The organism is Fictibacillus sp. 18YEL24 (assembly GCF_015903855.1).
GTDB classification, from domain to species: domain Bacteria; phylum Bacillota; class Bacilli; order Bacillales; family Fictibacillaceae; genus Fictibacillus; species Fictibacillus phosphorivorans_C.
This window is the reverse complement of record NZ_JACZDT010000003.1, coordinates 117511-140054: the sequence shown is the minus strand read 5'-3', so window position 1 is coordinate 140054 and position 22544 is coordinate 117511. Positions and strand designations below refer to the sequence as shown.

General features: G+C 39.7%; 19 protein-coding genes and 1 riboswitch. Of the genes, 4 read left to right on the top strand and 15 right to left on the bottom strand.

What is annotated here, in order from left to right:
* Positions 1–199: 199 nt before the first annotated feature.
* The gene (locus HU823_RS11055; protein WP_197222083.1) at positions 200–2206 is read right to left on the bottom strand and encodes a methyl-accepting chemotaxis protein; all 2007 of its coding nucleotides are present in this window, start codon (positions 2204–2206) and stop codon (positions 200–202) included.
* A gap of 200 nt (positions 2207–2406) precedes the next feature.
* Positions 2407–3108: a TerC family protein gene (locus HU823_RS11050; protein ID WP_144702668.1), complete on the bottom strand. Its 702-nt coding sequence runs from the start codon at positions 3106–3108 to the stop codon at positions 2407–2409.
* A gap of 542 nt (positions 3109–3650) precedes the next feature.
* Between HU823_RS11050 and HU823_RS11045 the strand changes: the two genes are divergently transcribed.
* The 3 genes from HU823_RS11045 (at position 3651) to HU823_RS11035 (ending at position 6840) form a co-directional block, all read left to right on the top strand.
* Positions 3651–4463: a YihY/virulence factor BrkB family protein gene (locus HU823_RS11045; protein ID WP_144702671.1), complete on the top strand. Its 813-nt coding sequence runs from the start codon at positions 3651–3653 to the stop codon at positions 4461–4463.
* A 157-nt stretch (positions 4464–4620) separates the two neighbouring features.
* Positions 4621–5655 (top strand): sporulation integral membrane protein YtvI, encoded by a 1035-nt coding sequence (ytvI, locus tag HU823_RS11040; protein ID WP_066391559.1) that lies wholly within the window; start codon positions 4621–4623, stop codon positions 5653–5655.
* A 150-nt stretch (positions 5656–5805) separates the two neighbouring features.
* Positions 5806–6840 carry an acyltransferase family protein gene (locus tag HU823_RS11035; protein WP_144702674.1) on the top strand — a complete coding sequence of 345 codons (1035 nt, stop codon included), beginning with the start codon at positions 5806–5808 and terminating at the stop codon, positions 6838–6840.
* Between the two features lie 104 nt (positions 6841–6944).
* Here the strand turns inward: HU823_RS11035 and HU823_RS11030 are convergent, their stop codons facing one another.
* The 6 genes from HU823_RS11030 to hutP form a co-directional block, all read right to left on the bottom strand.
* The gene (locus HU823_RS11030; protein ID WP_066391554.1) at positions 6945–7205 is read right to left on the bottom strand and encodes a helix-turn-helix domain-containing protein; all 261 of its coding nucleotides are present in this window, start codon (positions 7203–7205) and stop codon (positions 6945–6947) included.
* On the bottom strand, positions 7198–8172 hold the full coding sequence (gene hutG / locus HU823_RS11025) for a formimidoylglutamase (protein WP_197222082.1): 975 nt from the start codon (positions 8170–8172) through the stop codon (positions 7198–7200). The genes HU823_RS11030 and hutG overlap by 8 nt, the downstream gene beginning before the upstream one ends.
* Positions 8147–9418 (bottom strand): imidazolonepropionase, encoded by a 1272-nt coding sequence (gene hutI, locus HU823_RS11020; RefSeq protein ID WP_197222081.1) that lies wholly within the window; start codon positions 9416–9418, stop codon positions 8147–8149. The genes hutG and hutI overlap by 26 nt, the downstream gene beginning before the upstream one ends.
* A gap of 15 nt (positions 9419–9433) precedes the next feature.
* Positions 9434–11095: a urocanate hydratase gene (hutU, locus tag HU823_RS11015; RefSeq protein ID WP_197222080.1), complete on the bottom strand. Its 1662-nt coding sequence runs from the start codon at positions 11093–11095 to the stop codon at positions 9434–9436.
* A gap of 16 nt (positions 11096–11111) precedes the next feature.
* Entirely contained in the window at positions 11112–12638 is a 1527-nt protein-coding gene (hutH, locus tag HU823_RS11010) for a histidine ammonia-lyase (protein ID WP_197222079.1), read from the bottom strand.
* A gap of 362 nt (positions 12639–13000) precedes the next feature.
* Positions 13001–13435 carry a hut operon transcriptional regulator HutP gene (hutP, locus tag HU823_RS11005; RefSeq protein WP_066391539.1) on the bottom strand — a complete coding sequence of 145 codons (435 nt, stop codon included), beginning with the start codon at positions 13433–13435 and terminating at the stop codon, positions 13001–13003.
* Positions 13436–13616: 181 nt separating this feature from the next.
* Here hutP and HU823_RS11000 point away from each other — a divergent pair, with 181 nt between their 5' ends.
* Positions 13617–14075 carry a hypothetical protein gene (locus HU823_RS11000; RefSeq protein WP_197222078.1) on the top strand — a complete coding sequence of 153 codons (459 nt, stop codon included), beginning with the start codon at positions 13617–13619 and terminating at the stop codon, positions 14073–14075.
* A gap of 130 nt (positions 14076–14205) precedes the next feature.
* Here the strand turns inward: HU823_RS11000 and HU823_RS10995 are convergent, their stop codons facing one another.
* From HU823_RS10995 to HU823_RS10965, 7 genes are all read right to left on the bottom strand, one after another.
* A complete protein-coding gene (locus tag HU823_RS10995; protein WP_197222077.1) occupies positions 14206–15318 on the bottom strand; it encodes a GerAB/ArcD/ProY family transporter in 1113 nt (370 codons plus the stop codon).
* 138 nt (positions 15319–15456) lie between these two features.
* Positions 15457–16809: a TrkH family potassium uptake protein gene (locus HU823_RS10990; RefSeq protein ID WP_231607416.1), complete on the bottom strand. Its 1353-nt coding sequence runs from the start codon at positions 16807–16809 to the stop codon at positions 15457–15459.
* Positions 16810–16812: 3 nt separating this feature from the next.
* Positions 16813–17469 carry a potassium channel family protein gene (locus HU823_RS10985; protein WP_144702694.1) on the bottom strand — a complete coding sequence of 219 codons (657 nt, stop codon included), beginning with the start codon at positions 17467–17469 and terminating at the stop codon, positions 16813–16815.
* 139 nt (positions 17470–17608) lie between these two features.
* Positions 17609–17764, bottom strand: a riboswitch (cyclic di-AMP (ydaO/yuaA leader).
* 78 nt (positions 17765–17842) lie between these two features.
* Positions 17843–18625: an undecaprenyl-diphosphate phosphatase gene (locus HU823_RS10980; protein ID WP_197222076.1), complete on the bottom strand. Its 783-nt coding sequence runs from the start codon at positions 18623–18625 to the stop codon at positions 17843–17845.
* Positions 18626–18732: 107 nt separating this feature from the next.
* Positions 18733–20235, bottom strand: coding sequence for a cardiolipin synthase (gene cls, locus HU823_RS10975; protein WP_197222075.1), 1503 nt, complete (start codon positions 20233–20235; stop codon positions 18733–18735).
* Positions 20236–20781: 546 nt separating this feature from the next.
* Positions 20782–21933 carry a stage II sporulation protein P gene (gene spoIIP, locus HU823_RS10970; protein WP_144702703.1) on the bottom strand — a complete coding sequence of 384 codons (1152 nt, stop codon included), beginning with the start codon at positions 21931–21933 and terminating at the stop codon, positions 20782–20784.
* A gap of 146 nt (positions 21934–22079) precedes the next feature.
* Positions 22080–22490: a MarR family winged helix-turn-helix transcriptional regulator gene (locus HU823_RS10965; protein ID WP_186320591.1), complete on the bottom strand. Its 411-nt coding sequence runs from the start codon at positions 22488–22490 to the stop codon at positions 22080–22082.
* Between the last annotated feature and the right edge of the window lie 54 nt (positions 22491–22544).

Here is a 22544-nt window from a genome sequence, read left to right as displayed (position 1 = left end):
TAGGAAATGAAAAAGGAAACCGCAAAGTCGGTTTCCTTTTTTATGTGACTTCTTTCTAGACTGTCGAAGGTAATCTATCCGTTCTAGCAGTTAATCTGTCTGATTGACTCAAGTATCTGTCCGATTCAGATGATAATCTGTCCAATTGAGAAGATAATCTAGCCATTCGACATCATAATCTATCCATTTGCAACTTATACTAGATCTTGAAGTGTTTGATCATTTCAGTCAGCGCTTGTGAAGCATCGTTCAATTCTTCGGCCGACTGAGAAACTGTGGATAGTGCCCGTACTTGCTCTTCAGAAGATGCGCTAACTTCTTCACTCGCTGCTGCAGATTGTTCAGCTACTGCTGCGATACTTTGAATGGATGCTACTACTTCCTCTTTATAGTTGTTTATCATTTCTACTTCACTCGTAATCTGCTCGATTGATCTCACCATATCAGCCATAGTTCCTGAGATATCATTAAATGCTGATTCGGTATCCGTAACGGTCACATTTTGATCGTGAGCGATTTTTTTTGTGTATGCCATCTCGTGTACAGCTCGCTCAGACTCTTCACCAATCCCTGAGATCGTTTTACGTACTTTATCTGCAGCAACAGCCGATTGTTCTGCTAACTTTCGTACTTCATCAGCAACCACCGCAAAACCTCGCCCGCTCTCACCTGCTCTAGCAGCTTCAATACTTGCATTCAACGCTAGTAGATTAGTCTGATTCGAAATCTCTGTAATCGATTGAATCACTTGCTCGATCTCTTCTACTTTAACAGCTAGTCCAGAAATAACAGATTCAATGTTTTTCAGAACTTGGTTACTTTCACCCGTTTTTTCACGCAACACGTCCATTTGTGAGATTCCTTTCTTATTAGCTGCTTCAGCTATTAAAGACAGTCGGGTCATCTCTTCTGCTTGTTCATTTACTTTCTCAATCTGTAGTGATAAGTCAATCGTTCGACGGTTTGTTTCATCAGCATCTTCTGCTTGTGTAGTAGCTCCAGAAGCAATCTCTCTGACTGCTCTTGAAACTTCTTCACTTGCAGCAATCGTTTCTTCTGACACGGCACTCAAATTAGAGGTAGATTCATTAACCGTTACAACAGAATGACTGACAGATGTTATAAGTCCACGCATGTTTTCTACCATAGCGTTAAAATGATGAGTGAGTGTCCCCACTTCGTCTTTAGACTTAGCTTCAACAGATATTGTAAGGTCGCCTTCTGCAACTTTTTGTACTTGTGCTTGTAATCTAGTAATCGGTTTAGAGATACTTTTTGCTAACATATAAGTTACACCTAACGCCACGATTACTGCGACAGATGTAAAGATAAGTATCATGTTTAAAAGCTCTTCAGCATCTTTTAGCAACTCTTTTTGATCGTAGACAAAACCGAGCTTCCAGTTCGTGCCGTCTATCGTCGTGTAATAGAGTTCTCGGTCTTTACTTTGATAAGTATAGGAAACGTTTCCTTTTTCATTTTTGTATATCTCTTTAATAAATGTCTCTTTACTTAAGTTTTTACCTTGTTGTGTCGGATGAACGAGTGCCATACCTTTCGGATCAAAAAGCACTGGATATCCTTTATAGCTGACTTTCGTTTTGTTGATCATGCTCGTTAATCCACCAAGATTTAAGTCAAGACCAACTACACCAAGAACCTCATCTGTTGCAGGGTCTAACACCGGTTTTGTAACCGTTACAACATATTCACCCGAACTAGCATCTTCGTACGGTTCTGTCCACATTATTTTTTCTGGTGTTTGTTTAGCCGTTTGATACCAAGGACGTTCCGTTGGATCAAATCCATCTGGCAGCTCAAGTTTAGGAGTCGTTTTGAACTGTTTTGTCTCTGCGCCTATGTATAAGACTGCAACGTTTTTATTAAGATCCAAAAAGTGTTTGAAGTCTTGATCTACTATCGGCCAAACTTCATTCAAACCCTTTGTTTCATTCGTTTTTACTGTTTTTAAATAGTTGATAAGTCTGCTGTCCTGGCTGTATCGATCGATTGTATCTCCATATGATTTCAAATACAGCTCTGTTGAGGCTTTAACTTCGCTTGAAAGACTTGTTGCTTGTTCGTTGCTGTTCCTTACAAGCTGTTGTTTGGTTTGAAAATAAGAAAATAGCGATACAGATAAGAGTGTAATGGCAACTAGAATACTTACAGAAAGCATGATCTTCGTTTGAATTCTTTTAAACATCTGTTTAACCCCCATTTATCATCTAAAACCCCTTACCTACATATCGACATCTAGTTATAAATGATTTAAGAAATAGGTCTAAACAGGTACAAAAGAATCATTTTCATATTAAAACTTTTCGAAACAAGTACTTTTTACCTAACAATAGTAATCATTTCATAAAGATAGCCACAAAAAAAAAAACCGCACAAGGCGGCTTTCTAAGCTTCTTTTCTAGCAAGGACTTTTTCAGATGCTCTCTCTTGAGCGATTTTTCTTTTCTTCAGTGTACCTAATCCTAGTACAAGAAGTACCACAAGAACTTCAAATCCATATTTCACAAATCCATTTTCGAAATAAGGAGCCATGAATTTTTCTCCGACGATCATCTTAGAAGCCGTCCAAGCAAGGACACCGGCTCCAATAGTGATGATGAATGGGTATTTATCAATAACCTTTAGGAACAATGTACTTCCCCAAACAACAATAGGGACTGAGATTAATAATCCGATTACTACCAGTAAGAAATCGCCATGTGCTGCACCTGCAACGGCAAGAACGTTATCAAGCCCCATTACCGCATCAGCAATAATAATTGTCCGAATAGCTGCCCAGAAACTATTTTGAGCTTCAATTTCATGATCTTTTTCTTCGATCATAAGCTTATAAGCGATAACGACAAGAATTAATCCACCTGCAAGCAGCAAGCCTGGAATCTGCAGCAGCCATACAACCGCAAGCGTAGCTGCTGCACGAATCACGATCGCTCCTACTGTTCCCCAGATGATTACTTTCTTCTGATTTTCCTTTGGCAAGTTTCTAGCTGCCAAGCCGATTACAATTGCGTTATCCCCAGCTAATACTAAGTCGATAACAACGATCGCCAATAAAGCCGACCAAAAATCTGGTGTTAAAAAATCCATTCAAAAAATCCTCCCTGTAAAACATCTGTTGTTTTTAAAAAGCAGTTGATTTTTCGTTCCATCCAATCAACTACCAAAGTAGAACAAAGGCATGATAGCAATAATCTTTTAGAAAAGGTGACAAAGATAAAAAAAATGAGTAATTACGAACACGTTATGCCCTGCCAGGCTTATCCATTTCTACATATAATAAGAGCAAAGGGGGTGTTTTTATGCGTTCATGTTCATGCGGATGTAAAGTTAGATGCCAATCCTGTGTAAACTTTTGTGGTGTTCCTTTATTTTGCCGAGACATTCATCCTTGTTGTTTTCCTTTCATTCAGCCTCAACCTACACCAACAACCTCTCCCTTAATCGTTGTTTGTAGATGCCCTCGTTGCTCAACAAGGCAACGGTAACTTGCTTAGAAATGCAGTTACCTTGTAACTTCACATCACTGATACGATTGAGTGAACGTTTTGTTTCAAAAAAAGCGTTCTTTTTTTTTATTAAGGGAATAATGCAGGATAGATTGATAAGATCCATTTATTGGGGGTGTCCTCGTGCGTTGGTTTATGAAACAGTGGTTTCACCGTTTCTTTCAAGATAAAGTATTTGACCTTTCTGCACAGCTAGCTTATTACTTCCTAGTTTCTCTGTTTCCTTTTGTTTTTCTCATCTTTACGATCCTTAGCTTTTTGCCTATTTCTTCTGCTTATGTCCTATCACTTTTTCAGTCTATCGCACCAGAAGAAGCATATGCTTTATTAGAGTATAATCTAGTGGCGGTATTGGACGAGCATAGAGGAGATGTATTATCTGTTTCATTAATCATCATGATTTGGTTAGCGACAATCGGTACGCACGCAATCATCCGGGTTTTCAACCAAGCTTACCAGGTCGAAGAAAGCCGACCTTTTATAAAAGAACTCATTTTAGGTATGTTCCTTACGTTCGGTCTTGTGATCGCAGTTATAACTGCTCTCCTTTTACCGGTCTTTGGAAGGACCATCGGGATTTACATATTTGAACGAACAGGATTCTCTCATCCCGTCTGGCACATATGGGAAACAGCACGTTATCTTATTGGTTTCTCAGTGCTTCTCTCCATCTTCTCGGCTCTTTACCGTTTTGCTCCAAATGTAAGATTGACGTTTAGAAACGTGTGGCCCGGGGCTATTTTCTCGACAGCAGGCTGGCATCTATTTTCTTATTTATTTTCTTCATACGTTCTTATTTTTGACTACGGACAGATATACGGAAATTTAGGCGCATTATTAACATTAATGGTGTGGTTCTATCTATCTGCGATGATCTTAATCGCTGGCGGACAGTTGAACGCGATACTCGCATTAAAGAGGGAATTAAGAAAATAAGAAGATTTTTGAAAACTTCACTTTCTGTGATTGACATTTTCACATTATCGTAACATCATTGTGTATATATAAAGAATTAACATCTTTTTTTCCGGTCATAATGGATAGTAATGAAAAATTACTGACCGGCTAAAATTTCGGAGATCGGGGCTGGAAAATGACTGTAAAAAACTTAATCTTATTACTCATTTTGCTTGCCGGAATCGTCATCTTTGTCTTTTACAGTATACCTCTCCTTCTCGCATTGCTTACTGCTATAATGCTAGAACCAGTAGTAAAATTGTTTATTAGACTATTTAAAGGTAGACGATTATTGGCCGTCACTGCTACTTTTATCTTGTATCTTGCGGGACTAGGTATTTTCTCTTACTGGCTTACAACAACACTTGTTATTCAGGTTATCGAGTTTATTACCGTTCTTCCATCCTATTCTGTTCATCTGTTCGAAGTAGCAGAGAATACGTTTTATGAAATGGAAAACTTTTATGCTAGCTTACCTCCTGAAGTGGTGAGAACGCTTGAAGAGGGATTAGTAGGTTTAAAGGATTATGGCGTTGAAACAGCAAAGAACTTAACTTCGGGTATATTAGGACTGATCACAGCCATACCGGGATTGTTGATCTATTTTATTATCTATGTAGTTGCCGTTTTCTTATTTTCACTAGATCTTCCGCGACTGTATGCTGAGTTTCTTAACCTATTTACAACAGCAGCCCGCGAAAAGGTTGAATTGGTCTTTAGTCAACTGTCTAGAGCAACAGTAGGGTTCTTTAGAGCTCAGATCATCTTAAGTGTTGTTACATACGCATTGGCATTGATCGGACTCATGATTTTAGATGTTGAGTACGCAGTTATTCTCGCTCTTTTGATCGTTATTGTAGATATCCTTCCAATCCTCGGAACAGGATCATTCCTTGTCCCATGGGCGGCTTATTCCTTCTTTATCAATAACAATGATCATCTTGCATTCGGACTGCTGATCATGTTTGGAGTCATCACGATCGTTCGAAGAATTATCGAACCGAAAATACTCGGGTCAAGTCTTGGTATATCTGCACTAGCAGCTCTTGTTTCCTTATATATTGGATTCCAGCTTCTAGGCTTTATCGGATTGATTGTCGGTCCTGCTATCGTCATCATCTATGAAGCTTTGAGAAGTGCAGGGTTTATCAAAATTAAGATCGATTTCTAACGAAAAACGTGTTTCCTGTAATAGGAAACACGTTTTTTTCTATTTATAGGTTAGAAACACCTGCAATGTTGGGAATTATAGAAAATAAGAAAAAAAATGAGAAATTCATACGAATACTTTATAAGGTGAATAATTATTGGAGGAATATCGATGAGTACTGCTACAAAAGAACGCGATTATTATTTCGACAACGCTAAGTTTATTTTAATTTTTCTCGTCGTGTTCGGGCACTTTATTTCCCCGATAAAAAGTCAAAATGAGTGGCTTTACACGATTTACAACTTTATATATACCTTTCACATGCCTGCATTTATATTAATAGCAGGATTCTTTACAAAAGGTGTGTGGCGTGATGGCTATCTTCCAAAAATATTTAAAAAAGTGCTGATTCCTTATTTGGTATTCCAGTTAATCTACAGCTTTTTCTATTATGACTTATACGGTAAAAGTGAAGTAAAATTAGACTTCTTTTCTCCACACTGGACACTTTGGTTCTTATTAAGTTTGGTTTTCTGGAACATCCTTTTAAAAGTCTTTGTGAAAATGAAATACCCGCTTCTCCTTGCTATTGGTATAGGAGTAGCAGTAGGTTATATTCATGACATTGGTACATTTTTGAGTCTCCTTCGAACATTTGTCTTTTTCCCTGTTTTCTTGCTTGGACATCTGCTTGAAAAGAGAGACTTCAAAAAGATATTACGTCCGAGAGCCAAAATTGTCTCAGCTGCTTTCTTAGTGGTACTGTTTATTACCTATCATTTTATTTTTCCAAACGGTACAAAAGAATGGCTTCTCTCGTCATCTTCTTACTCGGAAATCCTAGGATACAACGATTGGTATGGTGGTATTGTACGTCTTGCTATGTATGGTGTCATGTTTGCGGCAACCTTCAGCTTTTTAGCACTTCTTCCGCGCAGACGAATGTTCTTCACCGAATTTGGAGAACGCACATTATATATCTATCTGCTGCATGGATTTGTGTTGAAATACTTATTTACAACAGATCTGTTCGCGTCTATTGAGGAAAACGGCGCATACTTTATGCTCCTCTTCCTAGCTGTTATTGTAACGCTATTTTTAGCAAGCAAACCCGTAATCGCACTAGCACAGCCGTTTATTGAGTTGCGTTGGTCTAAGCTTAAGAAAATATTAAAACCAAAATCCTCTCAGCCTAGAGAGAGTTAATTCTTATAAGGAAGAAACACCGCAAAGCCAAAATGGCTAGCGGTGTTTTTTCGTTTCAATAAGAATGAAATAAATAGAAAGAGTGCGTAGGTTTCAATAAAATTTTAGGAACCTTGTTTATAATAATGTTGTTTTGCCTCTGCTAACACACGTAACGGAAGCTTGTCCGCTAGTTTAAATGCTTCTTTTTCGTTTAACTCTAATGTCTTTACTAATTTTTCGATCTTTTCTTCAGATGGAATCATTCTTCCTTTTTCAATATCTGCCATGTATTGAGGAGTGATGCTTAATCGTCTTGCAAGCTCTGATTTGCTCAAGCCCTTTTGATTTCTAGACAATTCAATAAACTTTCCGAACTCACTCATTTGTTAAACCTCCCTTTCTTCCTGAATAAAACAGCGTGAATTGTAAGATGATGTACGCTGCTAACCGGCTCGTCATGTTGCGGAAATCTAAGGTTGGATCAATTTCCACGATGTCCATCCCTTTAACAGAAGGCTCTTTTGCAAGATACTGAATCCCTTCAATTAACGAGTAACTGTCTAATCCACCTGGACCGATCGCAGGACAACCTGGAGCAAAAGCCTGGTCTAAAACATCCATGTCGAGAGAAATATATATGTTATCTGTTGTCTGTTTTAACTGGTCAACTGATTTTTGTAACAAAGAAAGCAATCCGTTTCTTTTTACATCACCCATCGTATGAACCGTTACTCCATGGTCCTTTGCATATTCATGATAAAGTTTCCCATTTGAGAAATCTCGAATACCAATCTGAACAAGTTGATCGCCTGTAATCACTCCATTCTCTATGAGTTGGCGAAACGGCGTACCGTTTGATGGACCACCGTCCTCCGTATTACGGAGATCAAAATGTGCATCGAACTGGATGATGCCAACACGTCCTCTCGTTTCTTGAAAAGCTTTGATCGCTGCAGCAGAAACAGAATGATCGCCACCAAGCGTAATTACACATGCTTCGCTATGCTGAGCTCCAATATCTTTTAAGACCGAATGTATTCTAGATTGTGAAGTAAAGAGATCTGTTACATGCATCTCAATATCCCCAAAATCTGTAATGCTGTGATCCCAAAGATCACTTTCTTCTTCAATGCTATATGTGGAAAACGAATGCATCATCGTACGGACGGTCTGTGGTGTGAGATGTGCACCTGAATGCGAAATAGAAGTCTTCGAGAGAGGAGCACCAGCTATCGCTACCCCTCTCACTTCATCTCCTGACCAAGGCTTCAAAAGCTGACCTGCCTTTTTTATCCCTCTGTCAGTAAATGGCGCCTCACCCGATTTACGTAGAAAGGGTATAGTTTGCATGAATATCTCCCTTTCCAACTACTAACTTACCGTTCTTCCACACTTTGTTAACGTGGTTCACACCATAGTGATATGGAATATACTTATAGTTTGGTACATCCCACAGAACAAGATCTGCTCTTCTTCCTTTTTCTAAACTACCTGCAACATCACCGCGTCCAATCGCATATGCTGCGTTGACCGTTACAGCATTCCAAATTTCTTCTGGTGTCATCTTCAGCTTTAATGCAGCGAGTGTCATAATAAACTGCAGATTTTCTGTAGGTGAACTTCCAGGGTTAAAATCAGTCGAAAGTGCAACTGCTGCGCCGTTTGAGATCATTTCTCGTGCTGGAGCAAAGTGATCTTTTCCTAAATAAAACGTTGTTCCTGGAAGAAGGACTGCAATCGTTTCTGATTCCCCTAGCATACGAACGCCTTCTTTACTCGCTCCAACTAAGTGATCAGCAGAAACCGCTCCAATCTCGCAAGCCATCTCCGTTCCACCGAGAGGATCGATCTCATCCGCATGAATTTTCACACCGAATCCTGCTGTTTTCGCTTTTTGAAGAAAGACTTTAGACTGTTCTACCGTAAACACACCAGTTTCACAGAAAATATCTACAAACTCGGCCAGACCCTCTTTTGAGATTATGCTTAACAAGGAAAGCATCTCTTCTAAAAAGGCATCTGGTCTTCCTTTATAATTTTCAGGAATAGCATGAGCTCCCAAAAAAGTTGAAACAAGATCGATCGGGTGAGTTTCATTCAGCTGTTTTGCTACTCTCAGCTGTTTTAGTTCAGTCTCTTTATCCAATCCGTACCCACTCTTTGCTTCCATAGTCGTAACACCATATGTTAAACACCTGTTTAAATGGAACATTCCCTTTTTATAGAGAGCATCTTCAGCTGTTTCACGTGTTGCTTTGACCGTTGAATGAATTCCTCCGCCTTGAGCTAAAATTTCTAAATAAGGAACTCCTTGTTGTTTCAAAGCGAGTTCATGCTCTCGTGATCCCCCAAACACTAAATGTGTATGAGGGTCCACTAAGCCTGGTGATAACAGTTTGCCTTCTGCCTTAATCGTTTCTTTTGCTTGTAACTGAGCCGCTTCTTCGACAGTTCCTATAAACGCAATCACTCCATCTTTTATACCAACAGCTCCGTTATCGATGATGGAGAGTTCATTCATCTGTGTACCTCGAAGCGCAGCTCCATTACTTTTTGGAACAATCACCTGTCCAGCAATAATCAATGTATCTAGCATTCGTCACACCCCTTTTTAGTTCTCAATCATCGGCAGATCTACGCCTTTTTCTTTCGCAGTTTCAATCGCTAGGTCATAACCTGCATCAGCATGCCTTACGATTCCCATTCCAGGATCACTCGTTAGTACACGCTCAAGACGATGAGCAGCTTCTTCTGTTCCATCTGCTACAACGACCATTCCAGCATGAAGAGAATAACCCATCCCAACACCGCCGCCATGGTGCACAGATACCCAGCTTGCACCATTTACCGCATTGATCATCGCGTTTAAAATCGGCCAGTCTGAAACCGCATCACTGCCATCCAACATTCCTTCTGTTTCACGATTAGGCGATGCAACTGAACCACAATCCAAGTGGTCACGCCCGATCACGATTGGTGCTGACAATTCGCCGCTAGCTACCATTTCGTTAATAATTTTTCCAAACTTCGCACGTTCACCATACCCTAACCAACAGATGCGGGAAGGAAGACCTTGAAACTGTACTTTGTCTTGAGCCATCTTGATCCATTTGCAGAGGTGCTCGTTATCACTAAACTCTCGTAATATCACTTCATCTGTTTTTCTGATATCTTCTGGATCTCCCGATAACGCTACCCATCTAAAAGGTCCTTTTCCTTCACAGAACAGCGGTCGAATAAACGCTGGAACGAACCCAGGGAAATCGAAAGCGTTTGTAACTCCTTCATCAAGCGCAACTTGTCTGATGTTATTTCCATAATCAAATACAACGGAACCCTTCTTTTGCATCTCAAGCATAGCCTGAACATGAATCGCCATCGATTGCTTCGATTTTTCGATATATTGCTCAGGATGACGTTTACGAAGTTCTGCTCCTTCTTCCATAGAGAAACCTACTGGTAAATACCCATGCAGCGGGTCATGTGCAGATGTCTGATCCGTAACAAGATCCGGAATCTCTCCCATCTCAATCATCTTTGGTAAAAGCTCAGCAGCGTTTCCTAAAAGACCGATTGATAGTGGCTCACCTTTTGCCGCGTATTCTTTTGCCATGCTTAATGCTTCGTCTAAACTCGTTGTCATTTTATCTAAGTATCTCGTGTCTAAGCGGCGTTGGATTCTTGTTTCGTCTACATCGATCGCAATCACAACACCATCATTCATCGTTACTGCTAGAGGTTGTGCCCCACCCATACCTCCAAGACCTGCTGTGAGTGTAATCGTTCCTTTTAGTGATCCGTTAAAATGTTTGCGAGCAGCTTCTGCAAACGTCTCGTAAGTACCTTGTAGGATGCCTTGTGTGCCGATATAGATCCAGCTTCCTGCTGTCATCTGGCCGTACATCATCAGTCCTCTTTTTTCAAGATCACGGAATGTATCCCAATTTGCCCATGCAGGAACAAGGTTGGAGTTCGCAAGTAAAACACGTGGAGCATCTCTGTGTGATTTAAATACAGCGACTGGCTTTCCAGATTGCACAAGAAGAGTTTCGTCATTCTCTAAACGCTCTAATGTTTCTATGATCTTATGATAAGAATCCCAGTTGCGGGCAGCTTTGCCGATACCACCGTAAACGACTAGTTCATCGGGATTCTCCGCCACTTCCCCATCTAAGTTGTTCATCAGCATTCGGATAGCCGCTTCTTGAACCCACCCTTTTGCTGATAATTTTGTACCTCTAGCAGCTGATATAGAATGTTTTACGTTTGACATGTAAAAATACCTCCTTTTAATGTGCTAACTTTTGAATTTTTGATCCGATTAAGATGTCATTCCACGATGTATCAAGAATCCATGAAGCAACAGCTTCCATATCTCGGTGGAACATGCGGTCACATTGTATCGTTGGACAAACGATTCTTCCTTGTTCATATACTTTTCTTGTTTTTGGTGCGAGCTTTTCAGGTCCGCGGAAATCTGCAGCCTGCATCGCACAGATTAACTCAACAGCAAGTACACGCCTTGCATTTGCGATTATTTGAGCCGCATGCCTAGAAGCGATCGTTCCCATACTTACATGATCTTCTTGATTGGCAGATGAAGGTATCGAATCAACACTTGCAGGATGAGCCAATGTTTTGTTTTCTGAAACAAGTGATGCTGCTGCATATTGCATGATCATCGCACCAGACTCAAGCCCTGGATTCGGACTTAAGAAACCTGGTAAGTCACTTAATTGAGGATTGACCATCCGTTCGATCCTTCGCTCAGAAATATTTGCCCATTCTGCTGCTGCAAGCTTTAAGAAATCCATAGCAAAAGCGATAGGCTGACCATGAAAATTTCCACCTGATATGATTTTGTTTCCTCCATCAAAAATCAGTGGGTTATCCGTTGCAGCATTCATTTCGATCTCAAGCTTTTCTTTTACATAACCAAGAACTTGCCACGAGGCACCATGAACTTGAGGGATGCACCTTAAGGAGTAAGCATCCTGAACCCGGATCTCTCCTTGTTTCGTTGTAAGCTGGCTGCCTTCTAAATATTCTCTTAAACGCTTTGCAACATCTACCTGCTCTTGATAACCTCGAGCAAGATGTACGTCCTCATCAAACGCATCTGTTATACCTCGTAAACTTTCTGTGGTAAGCGCTGCAATCGCATCTGCCATGAGTCCAATACGTTCCGCTTCTATATAGGCAGCAATTCCTTGTGCTGTCATGGCTTGCGTTCCATTGATTAAGGCAAGCCCCTCTTTCGCCGTCAATACGACAGGTTCAATGCCCGCTCTCTTTAATGCTTCTTGGCCAGGAATACGTTCTCCTTTGTAATACGCTTCTCCCTCACCTACTAACACAAGTGCTAGGTGAGAAAGCGGAGCAAGATCTCCACTCGCGCCAAGTGATCCTTGTTGAGGAACAACAGGATGCACATTCTTTTCGACTAACTCTAGCAACCTTTCGATTACGACTGGGCGAATTCCAGATAACCCTTTTAGAAGTGCATTGGCACGCAAGATCAGCATCAAGCGGGAAATCGTCTCTGGAAAAGGATCTCCTATGCCGCACGCATGACTGCGGATCAGATTGATCTGAAGCGTTTCTACATCGTCTCTAGAAATAAAAACATCGCTGAATTTTCCGAAGCCCGTAGTGATTCCGTATACAACTTTACCTGCAGCTACGATCTCCTCAACCGCTTTCCGACTATCTGCTACTTTCTTCATGCTAAGCGGGCAAGCTTCTACTGGTTCGTTATCATGCAGAATCCGCTTGAGCTCTTCCATGGAAAGCGTATTACCTGTTAATGTAATCATCTTCATCCCTCTTTTATTAAGGTTCTTTTCTTTATTATTCTTCTTCATTAAAAGTGCAAAGTGCGTGTTTTTTTTACAACTGCGAAAATTGTGCCTTAGAAAACTTCATTGAGCAGTTGATTGGAGTGTAAGATGCGAGACTCCTGTGGGACAGGTGGGCAGGTGAGAGACTTAAGAGTAAAACGTCCGAATGTGGCTCACCGCCTGCCCCACGGAAAGCGAGTATCTGGAACGGAAGTCAACCACTTTCAAAAGCAACAAGTACTGCTTTAATAAAGACTTACATCACATACAAAAAGAGCGCACCCGAAAGAAAACTCTTTCGAATACGCCCCCTCATCACTAGTTACTATGGGCACTATTTAAATATGATTGATTCCTAGACCGATCGCCTCATGCTCTAATCCTTTTACAGGAGCACCAATCGTTCCATAGAGAGCGACTGCGATCCAGTCACCTTCTTCTTTCTTCTCATACGGATTACCTCGGACAACTATGAATCGTAAACCTACAGTCCTAAGAACGGTTCCAAGCTGAACCTGTCCCCTTGTCACCCCATGAAAAGCTTCCATGATGGCATGATATAACGAGTGTGTTTCACGATAAATCCCAGTTTGAATTATATTTTCACTTTTGGCCGCTGTTTCAATGGCAGCTACTACCTTTTGTGAATCCATTGAACCGGCTTTGCCTACGCAATACTTCCAGCCCAATTTCTCGATTTCAGGCAGATAGCTTTCATCTAATACCCCTAACATGGCCATCTTTCCGATCAAACGTTCATTTGATAATGCCATTGCATGAATCACTCTTTCTCTAACGGCTAATAACTATCTCTAGTGTATGCGTTTACAATTTGTCCGTCAATTCCCTTTCAACAACTTATCACAGCAGTTTAGTAAAGAAAATGACACGTATAATCTATCAAACTAGCGGTAAGAATGATAGTAAGAAATATAACGGAATGAGGGTTGTTACATGTTAAACGTACAAAAAGAAATTGCACTTGCTTCAATGTCACGCACACCGCAGTTCGAGGAAGATGTGAATGACTTTTTTATCGCTTATGACAAAGGACATAACCCGTTACTGCTCTTACCTACTACAAAAGGTTTTCTTCCTGAAGGACAGGTATACGCGATCGCATTTATTAAAAAAGAAAACAATTCATATCAATTTACCCTTTCAGATAAAATTATGCCTTTTTCGGTGGATGAGGCCACGCTCATTCATGATCAGCTCGGTTTCTTCTTCGGTCCTGATAATAATATGCTTTCTTCCTTTTTTAAAGGTGATACGTATGGTGCATATGTAGTCTGGACAAAGCATATGGTCACACAATTGATCAACGAGACTCTGCAGAATTGGCACAACACATCCGATGATTCACAGCGCGAAAAGCATAAAACGCGTCTAACTATGCTACTTCAAGCTTAAATCTGTAACTTAAAACCAACTATTTTCAAAAGCAACACTGAATACGAAAAATACAAAAAACTGACTGCTAGTTCCTTTATGTATTGAACAGATGAAGGAAGTTAACAGTCAGTTTTTTTACTTAAATGGATCATGTAGTAGATGATGCCTGTTCTTGATTATTTTTCTTAAAGTGTTTTTTAATGTAAGTCATTATAAATAGAAGTGGAATATAACTGATGGCTAAATAAAATCCGATCTTGTTCGTGTAGTTGTTTAACATGTTAATCTTAAGACGCGTGTCCAAATAGTAGCAAGCTGCTAATACTAAGACTAGCATAACGATGAGTGTGATATGATGACGAATGTTCAGCATCAACTTGGCTACTCGGCTCGAACACCAAATCGCCAGTGCAATATTAGGCAGAATCACTAAACACCATATGGAGACAAATACGAAATCAAAGCGTTCTACAAAGGAAACTTGAACGATTTTCACCATAGATAGTGTTGCCCAAATATTTCTAGATAGTTGCTCCTCGCTAAAGAAGGCAAACGAAAACAAAGTGACTAGCAAGTACATCATAAATGTAAAAAGATTAGCATGATGGGCAAACTTTTGAGAACGCTTTGCATTTTTGATAAACGGATAAAAAACAAGAAGTGTTTCAAAACCAAGATAGCTCAACATCATATTTTTCGTAGCTGACATGTAATCCTTGATACTTTCATCGAATACAGGCAGAAGATTTGAAAAATGAGTAAATTCCAGTGGATACACTAATAAAACGATCAATCCTAATGGAATAACCACCCCTAAAAAGCAGATTCCCGCCACCGTTCGAAAACCGGAAGAAACGACGTAGTACGTTAATACAAGGAACACTGCAGCGATCTTCCATGTACTTAATGTAGGAAACATCCATACTTGTATGACTTCAATATACGTTCTTAGTACAGTAATCGACCAAAGCAGAAAATAGAGAAGCAAAAATAGGTTGAATAGATTGCCTAGAAAACCACCAAACAACGTTTTATGTGTGGTCACAATATCTCCATCGCCATTATCAAGTACGTAATAGATCATCCAGATTAAAATATGTACAAAAACAGCAGCGATTATAACGGAAATCCAAGAATCATAACCTGCGTATTTAGCAATGATCCGCTGATACCCAAGAACCCCTACCCCTACTTGTTCAGAATGAACGAGGAAAAAGACAAGAAATGGAGAAACGAGAAAAGCTTCTTTAATTTTTTGCATAACGGTCTCTCTTCCTCTCTCTTTAAAGTAGCAATGAAATCTTGTTTAGCTTTCCCAAGAGGAAGTCAATTAACCCATAAATAACCAAAAAAGCTAATGCAGAATGAAGGAAATTCCTTCATCGCATTAGCCTCTTTTTTACCCAGTGAACACTTCACCATCTGGATATCTAATATTATCTTTTGTTTGTTTAGCAAGACTGAATGCCAGTGTTAACGGTCCTAATTTACCGAAAACCATTACCACACAGATTACAATTTTCCCGATGACTGTTAGATCTGGGGTCAGACCCATACTTAATCCAACTGTTCCAAAGGCAGACACAACTTCAAACACGATCACCATGAATGAAGTATCTTTCTGAACATATGTGATAATAAATAATGCGGCAAAAATGAACAGGATAGATATGGTTGTGATCGCAAGAGCTCTGTAGACCACTGCATTTCGAATGGTTCTTTTCATAAGCACTGTATCATCTTTACCTTTTAAGAAAGCTGCAACCGTAAAGATAATGACGACAAACGTTGTTAGCTTGATTCCTCCACCAGTTGAAGTACTCCCCGCTCCAACAAACATCAGTAGAATCATCAATAGAGATGTATCTGGATTGATCGCCGTCATATCAATCGAGTTAAATCCTGCTGTTCTTGGTGAAATCCCTTGGAAGTAAGAAGCCCAAAATTGTTCCGCCCCTGAAAGCATTCCAATCGTCTTAGGATTGTTGAACTCAAAAAGATAGAAAAACAAGATCGCAACAACATTGATTATCAGTGTTGATAGCAACATCACTTTAGAATGCAGAGAGAGTGTTTTCCACCGGCGGCTTACCCAAATATCGACTAATACTGTAAACCCTATTCCACCCGTTATAATGAGAAACGAAATGACAAGGTTCATCACCGGATCTCCTACATAACCCATCAAACCATCAGACCAGAGGGAGAAACCAGCATTATTATAAGCCGATATGACGTGGAATATGCTGTAATAAATCCCTTTGCTCACACCTAAATCCGGCACAAGTCTTAATGATAACAAGAAAATGGCAATGATCTGAATACCGATTGAAAATATAAAGAGATTCCGAACTAATCGAATTACTCCGCCAATAGAAGGCTGGTTTAGTGCTTCTTGCATCAATACACGTTGTTTGATAGAAATTTTTCTTCCCATCATAATAACGACGAGTGACGCAAATGACATGACCCCGAGTCCTCCGATTTGGATTAAAAACAAGATAACGATCTCACCAAACAAGGTAAACGTAGAGCCAGGATCAACTGTAGCTAAGCCTGTTACTGTTGCTGCTGAAGTAGCAATAAAAAATGCATCTACCCAAGATAACGTTTCTTCATGAGCAACAGGGAGCTTTAACAAACACATGCCAACAAAAATTAGAAATAAAAATAGCAACGCTAAAAACTGAGGAGGGTTCAATTTAATTGGGTTATGCAAAAAACGTTTATGCTTTCTGACATGTAGTGCCAAGGCTTACACTTCCTCATCCTCAAATCGGTTTAGATCTTCGTTCCGACCGATCACGACAAGTATATCTCCATATTGAAGAGATACATCAGCGATCGGTGAAACGAGAATCTCATCTCCACGTTTGATAGCCACGATATTACATCCATAGCGTGCACGAACATCAAGATCTGTTAAGGTCCGGTTTACGAGCTTATCTGTTACACCTATCTCTACAATACTGTGTTCATGTGATAGCTCGATAAAATCTATAATCTTTTCAGAAGAAATAAGTTGGGCAACGCGCAGCGCCATATCACGTTCTGGATGGATAATACGGTCTGCTCCTAGCTTTTCCAACACTTTATGATGATAGTCATTTTGTGCTTTAACCCAAACTTTTTGAACGCCTGCTTCTTTTAGAAGTAAAGTGGTTAGAATGCTCGCTTGAATGTCTTCTCCGATCGATACGATGACTTGAGTAAAATTACGAATTCCTAACGACTTCATCACGTTCTCATCAGTAGAGTTTGCTTGAACAGCTTGAGTCGCTATGGTAGCAAACTCATTTACTCTTTCCATGTCTTTATCTATAGCTAAAACATCATAGCCCATCGTGGCAAATTCTCGACAGATGCTGCCACCAAAACGTCCTAGCCCAATAACTGCAAATTGTTTTTTCATTATGGTCTCCCCTTAAAATCCATGAAGTTTTTACTTCGTTGTTTTCTAGCCTTGCTGGTTAAGAGGCTTACAAATTTAAGTAAAAAAACGCAAAAAAAGACCACACAAAAAAGCGGGTCCGGTTTTCCACCAAATTGACCTCTCCAGTGACATGACGCTTACGGGGTTAGCTGTCGGATTAGGGAATGGAGTATCCCTTTTTGCAAATAGAGCAAAATTCACCCCAAAAGATTGGTTCCCCCGTTTTACAGTAGTTTAACTATAAAAATAACTGTAAATTCAGCGATCTAAAGCCTGCTAAATTTCGAATTACATATACTGTAATCCTCTCTCTTTTAAATGTCAATCCATTTTTTACGTGTTAACAAATACTTTACATTTTGCCTGAAAATTGAAGGATTAATACAACGATTCCAATCAACCACACATAAATAGCAAATCCTTTTAACGTGCCGGTTTGAAGAAGTTTAATCATCCACTTTACTGCCACATATCCAAACAGAGCTGACGCTAAAGTACCGATTAATAATGCTGAATAAGAGATCGGCGGATGTGCCCCAGTAAATAGATCTTTTGATTGTAAGACAACACCACCCGCAATAGATGGAATAGATAGTAGGAATGAAAAATAAGCAGCAGCTTTTTTATCGATCTTACAAAAGAGAGCTGCTGCAATCGTTAGACCTGATCGTGAAATAGCTGGAAGAATCGCTGCTCCTTGAAACGTTCCGATCACAAGTGCATCTCGTATTGAAATATCCTCTATTCCTTTGTATCCATTGCGTTTATATGAATCAGCCCACCAAAGCAAAAAACCTGTAATGAGAAACTCCCAACCAACAGTGACTCCCGTTTTTGAGATGTCTTCAAAAAAATCTTTAAATGCTAGTCCTATAATAGCGGTTGGAATCGTTCCAGCGATAAGCAGAACTCCCGTTTTGCTGAAGGGTCTTTTTATGACTTCCAGAATTTCTCTCCAATACACCGTCATCACGGCAATAAGTGTTCCAATGTGAAGCATGCTATCAAGAAACAATCCGGCTTCTTCTAGCTGAAACACTTGCCTGCCAAGCAACAGATGACCAGTAGAACTTACAGGTAAAAATTCTGTTACTCCTTGCACAATGCCCAATATTAATGCCTCAAGCCACTCCATAAAAAATCCCCCTCACCTAACACGGTCTCGTACAACCTATTCCTGAGGGGGATTTTCTATTCTTGTTTTTTTATTGCGTTATAGCCATATCAGGCAACCAGCTGAGATTAGAGAACACCAGAGAACAGACGAGCAAACGATTCTTTTGTGCGTTCCCACAAACCTCTTTTGTAAAATTCAACAGGCTTCACTTTTACAGATTCTACCATATCTTCTTCGTATTGCTCTACAAGATCTTGAACAGATGCTGTATTCAGTAAGAACACGTTCACTTCAAAGTTAAGGTGAAAACTTCTCATGTCCATATTGGCAGTACCGATCGAAGCGGTATCACCATCGATGATGATTACCTTTTGATGGAGGAATCCTTTTTTGTATGAATAGATCTCTATTCCTGCACGCAAAAGCTCTGGAAAATAGGAGCGCGTCGCATATTGCGTCAAGAATCCGTCGTTGATCTCAGGAACCAGTAATCGAACCTGTACTCCTTTTTTTGCTGCCACTCTCAATGCCGTTCTAATCGCTTCATTTGGAACAAAATATGGCGTTGCGATCCAGATGGATTTCTCTGCACATGAGATCAAAGAATAGAATAGATCACTCATGATCCCAAGCTGGGTGTCCGGACCACTTGCTACAACATGAACGGTTCCGTCTCCTTCAGCAGGGTATGCGGTTGTAAGGTGATTATCTTCTAATAGATCTTCTCCACAAACATATTCCCAATCCATTAAGAAGATCGCATGAAGAACTTGAACAGCTTCTCCTTCCATAACCATATGTGTATCGCGCCAGAAACCAATTTCAGGATCTTCTCCTAAATATTCGACGCCTACATTCAAGCCTCCAACAAATCCAACCTTTCCATCGATTATTATAATCTTCCGATGGTTTCTGAAATTAAGTTTCTGATTAAAAAAGCCATATCGAACAGGTAGGAATGCTTCCACTAAGATTCCTGCTTTTTTCATTCTGTCGATGTCATATTGCTGAAGAGAAAGACTTCCTATTCCATCAAACAAAAATCTAACTTTTACACCTTCATTGGCTTTTTTTATTAAAAGGTCAATAATGTCTTTGCCAAGGCGATCTGAACGAAAGATATAATACTGAATATGTATATACTCCTTGGCTTCTTCTAGTCTCGCAAAGATTTCAGGAAACGTCTCTTGGCCATTCTTTAAAATTTTTGAACTTGTTTTTCTGTTTAATCGCGTTAGGGTAATGTGGTGAGCGTGTGTTGCAAAACACTGCTGATGCCTTTTCAAATCACTAAAGTCTGGTTTTTCTTCTTGTTTAGCTACTCGGATCCATTCGTCCCTGTCTTTTTTTCTTTTAGATTTAAATAGATGACCTTTTAGATAAAGCTGACCCGAGTACAGATAGAACATATAACCGATAAACGGAAACAGAATCAATACATAAATCCATAGAAGTGTATGTTGAGCTGTTCTGTTCTCAAGCATAAGCGAATAAATCGTATAAAGAATCACTGCGATGTAAAGGAGCCCAAAAACCGTTTTGATTACTACATATCCTTCTGCAAAGAAAACGATGTATAAACAGACAAGTAATAATAGTGTGAGGAAGAATTCCCATATTCGTTTCATGCACGTGCTCCTTTTTACCAATCTTCTCTTTCTCTCTTTTATTCCCTTCCCCTTATAAATAAAACAAAGGGATTCTCTCTTTTTATACCATTTTTTTATAGGGTTTGCAGATTTGACGACTGTTATGAAATTAAGTATTGTTTTAATCATTCTAAACGGTTTTTTTTGTACGCATTGGATTGATATACAGACGCTTCGGAAATTTACGGGGCCAATCGGTGGTGAATTTTGAATTGGACAGATTATGTGACCAATCTGACAGATTAATCTTCAAATCGGACAGATTCACTAGTCAATTGGACAAATTATCGTCATTAACAGGAAAACGGCGCCCATGCACAGACTCCTCTACGGCACTTACTGTCGACTTTTACGAAAATACTGTCCACTTTTTGAGTTTTACTGTCCACTTTCGCTAATTTACTGTCCGCTTTTGTAGATTTACTGTCCACTCTCCTATTTTTACTATCCACATTAATTTTAAGCAAAATTTGAAACATATAAAAAAGCTCCAGAGGTTATCACCACCTCTAGAGCCTTTCAACATTATTCAGCCTTCGCTCCATTTTCTTTCCAATAGTATTCAGCAACTGCTTCGGCCACTGCTTCAGCACTTCTGTACAACTCATCCATGTTGTTATCCACTCCGCCAAACTCAATGAGCAGAGCATGATCAGAAAGGTCTTGATTATAAACCCCATTTCCCTGAGTTTTATTTTTTCCGATGACCCCGCGGCTTAAACCAGGGTATTTTTTATCTAAGATCGCGTTGATCTCTTGCGCTGCTTTTTGGTTATTCTCAAAATTAGGATTCGCTTTACCGATAACGAATAACGTACGTGCGTATGACTTCCCATTGATTTCTGTTGTTGTAGACTTTCCTCTCATTGAATCTCGATGCAGATCAAAGATTAAATCAATATCTTTGTTGCTCGCCATCGCACTTTGAACCAGTGTTCGTGACATCGGATAGCTCTTTCTATAGTCTGTGTTATTCTTCCTCAAAAGCTCCGTCATGTTTGTCATATCGACGGATGTTCCAATTCCTCTCGCCTCTAATTCCTCACCGAGTTTTTTCCCTACCATTGTGATGTTTACTTTAGAATGAATAGCATGATCGGGATTCGTAACTCCTTTTAAGTGAGGCAGAAATGATTCCCAACTGTGCGAATGATAGATATATGCGATTTTCTTTCCACTCGTTGTTTGACCTGGCGGATTCTCTGAATCAGAAGGATCCGGATCTTCCAAACGTTCGATATCTTGAACTTCTGCATCTTCTCCACTTAAGAGGAGTTCCATCGGCGGTGGAGATTCGTAAGCAAGGTTTGTGTAATCTGTTCCTTCTCCAGCAACAATGATCGTTGAATCATAGAGCGCAAAACCTGGAAGTTCGTTTCCTAATAGACTCCGGATATCACCAGGCTTTATGCTTGTAGTCAATTCGAACAAAACACTCGATAAAGCCGGCGGTTCACTTTCTTTTGGAAGCTCCTGCGTAAAATATCGATTTTCCCAACCTATGAAATACACAAGTGCTTCACCTGAAAATTCCGTTAACCACTTATGCATGGTTGATGAACTTAGCCGATATTTGTGCTCAAAGGATGTGATAAAGCTAGTGGCTACAACAATAAATAGCATGGCGCCTGCAAGTAATAAAGGTAAACGCTTCATATTCAATTGCGGGGTAAACATGTATAGCCCTCCACTTCTGTTGACGTTTCTATCACATCCTATGCAGTGAAGAATTTAAATAGAATCCAATCTATGAAAAAATAATAGAGAACTTCTCTACGACTCATTTTACTAATACTTTCTAAGGCACAAAAAAAACCAGTTCCTCAACTGGTTTGTGTTGTAAAGACGATCTCGTCTGGGTCTGTATGATTGCCACTTGCAAGCTTTTCGTAAATATCAATAAAAATACCTAATTCTTCTTGTGATAAGTGATTAAGATAGCTGCTTATAGAATTAACTCTCTCACTTTCAGCCTCTCGTAAAATTTCATGTCCTTCGTCAGTAATCTCTAAATATACAATTCGACGGTCTAAGTCACTACGGTAACGACTCACAAATCCACGCTTGTACAAACGATCCGCACCAACAGTTATCGCACTTGGTTTTACACCCATATAGTCAGCCAATTTTGAAACGGTCCATTTATTTCTAATACACAACGTCTTCAAAAGTACAAACTGTGTTTTCGTTAACTCCTTTTCTATAGCAATTTCCGGGTGTAAACGCTTTGACACAATGTAATGCACTTTCTCCAATCTCTCCACATAGGACTTCAAATCCTTATTCCC

Excerpts from the sequence above, each read along its gene's own strand:
- HU823_RS10985 (WP_144702694.1), bottom strand. The coding sequence starts at position 17,469 with ATGAAAAAACAATTTGCAGTTATTGGGCTAGGACGTTTTGGTGGCAGC.
- HU823_RS11030 (WP_066391554.1), bottom strand. The coding sequence starts at position 7,205 with ATGAGTGAGTTCGGAAAGTTTATTGAATTGTCTAGAAATCAAAAGGGC.
- HU823_RS11050 (WP_144702668.1), bottom strand. The coding sequence starts at position 3,108 with ATGGATTTTTTAACACCAGATTTTTGGTCGGCTTTATTGGCGATCGTT.
- ytvI (WP_066391559.1), top strand. The coding sequence starts at position 4,621 with ATGACTGTAAAAAACTTAATCTTATTACTCATTTTGCTTGCCGGAATC.
- hutG (WP_197222082.1), bottom strand. The coding sequence starts at position 8,172 with ATGCAAACTATACCCTTTCTACGTAAATCGGGTGAGGCGCCATTTACT.
- HU823_RS10980 (WP_197222076.1), bottom strand. The coding sequence starts at position 18,625 with ATGGAGTGGCTTGAGGCATTAATATTGGGCATTGTGCAAGGAGTAACA.
- HU823_RS10995 (WP_197222077.1), bottom strand. The coding sequence starts at position 15,318 with ATGCAAAAAATTAAAGAAGCTTTTCTCGTTTCTCCATTTCTTGTCTTT.
- spoIIP (WP_144702703.1), bottom strand. The coding sequence starts at position 21,933 with ATGTTTACCCCGCAATTGAATATGAAGCGTTTACCTTTATTACTTGCA.
- HU823_RS11035 (WP_144702674.1), top strand. The coding sequence starts at position 5,806 with ATGAGTACTGCTACAAAAGAACGCGATTATTATTTCGACAACGCTAAG.
- hutH (WP_197222079.1), bottom strand. The coding sequence starts at position 12,638 with ATGATTACATTAACAGGTAATACGCTTTCCATGGAAGAGCTCAAGCGG.
- HU823_RS11055 (WP_197222083.1), bottom strand. The coding sequence starts at position 2,206 with ATGTTTAAAAGAATTCAAACGAAGATCATGCTTTCTGTAAGTATTCTA.
- cls (WP_197222075.1), bottom strand. The coding sequence starts at position 20,235 with ATGAAACGAATATGGGAATTCTTCCTCACACTATTATTACTTGTCTGT.
- hutI (WP_197222081.1), bottom strand. The coding sequence starts at position 9,418 with ATGCTAGATACATTGATTATTGCTGGACAGGTGATTGTTCCAAAAAGT.
- hutU (WP_197222080.1), bottom strand. The coding sequence starts at position 11,095 with ATGTCAAACGTAAAACATTCTATATCAGCTGCTAGAGGTACAAAATTA.
- hutP (WP_066391539.1), bottom strand. The coding sequence starts at position 13,435 with ATGGCATTATCAAATGAACGTTTGATCGGAAAGATGGCCATGTTAGGG.
- HU823_RS11000 (WP_197222078.1), top strand. The coding sequence starts at position 13,617 with ATGTTAAACGTACAAAAAGAAATTGCACTTGCTTCAATGTCACGCACA.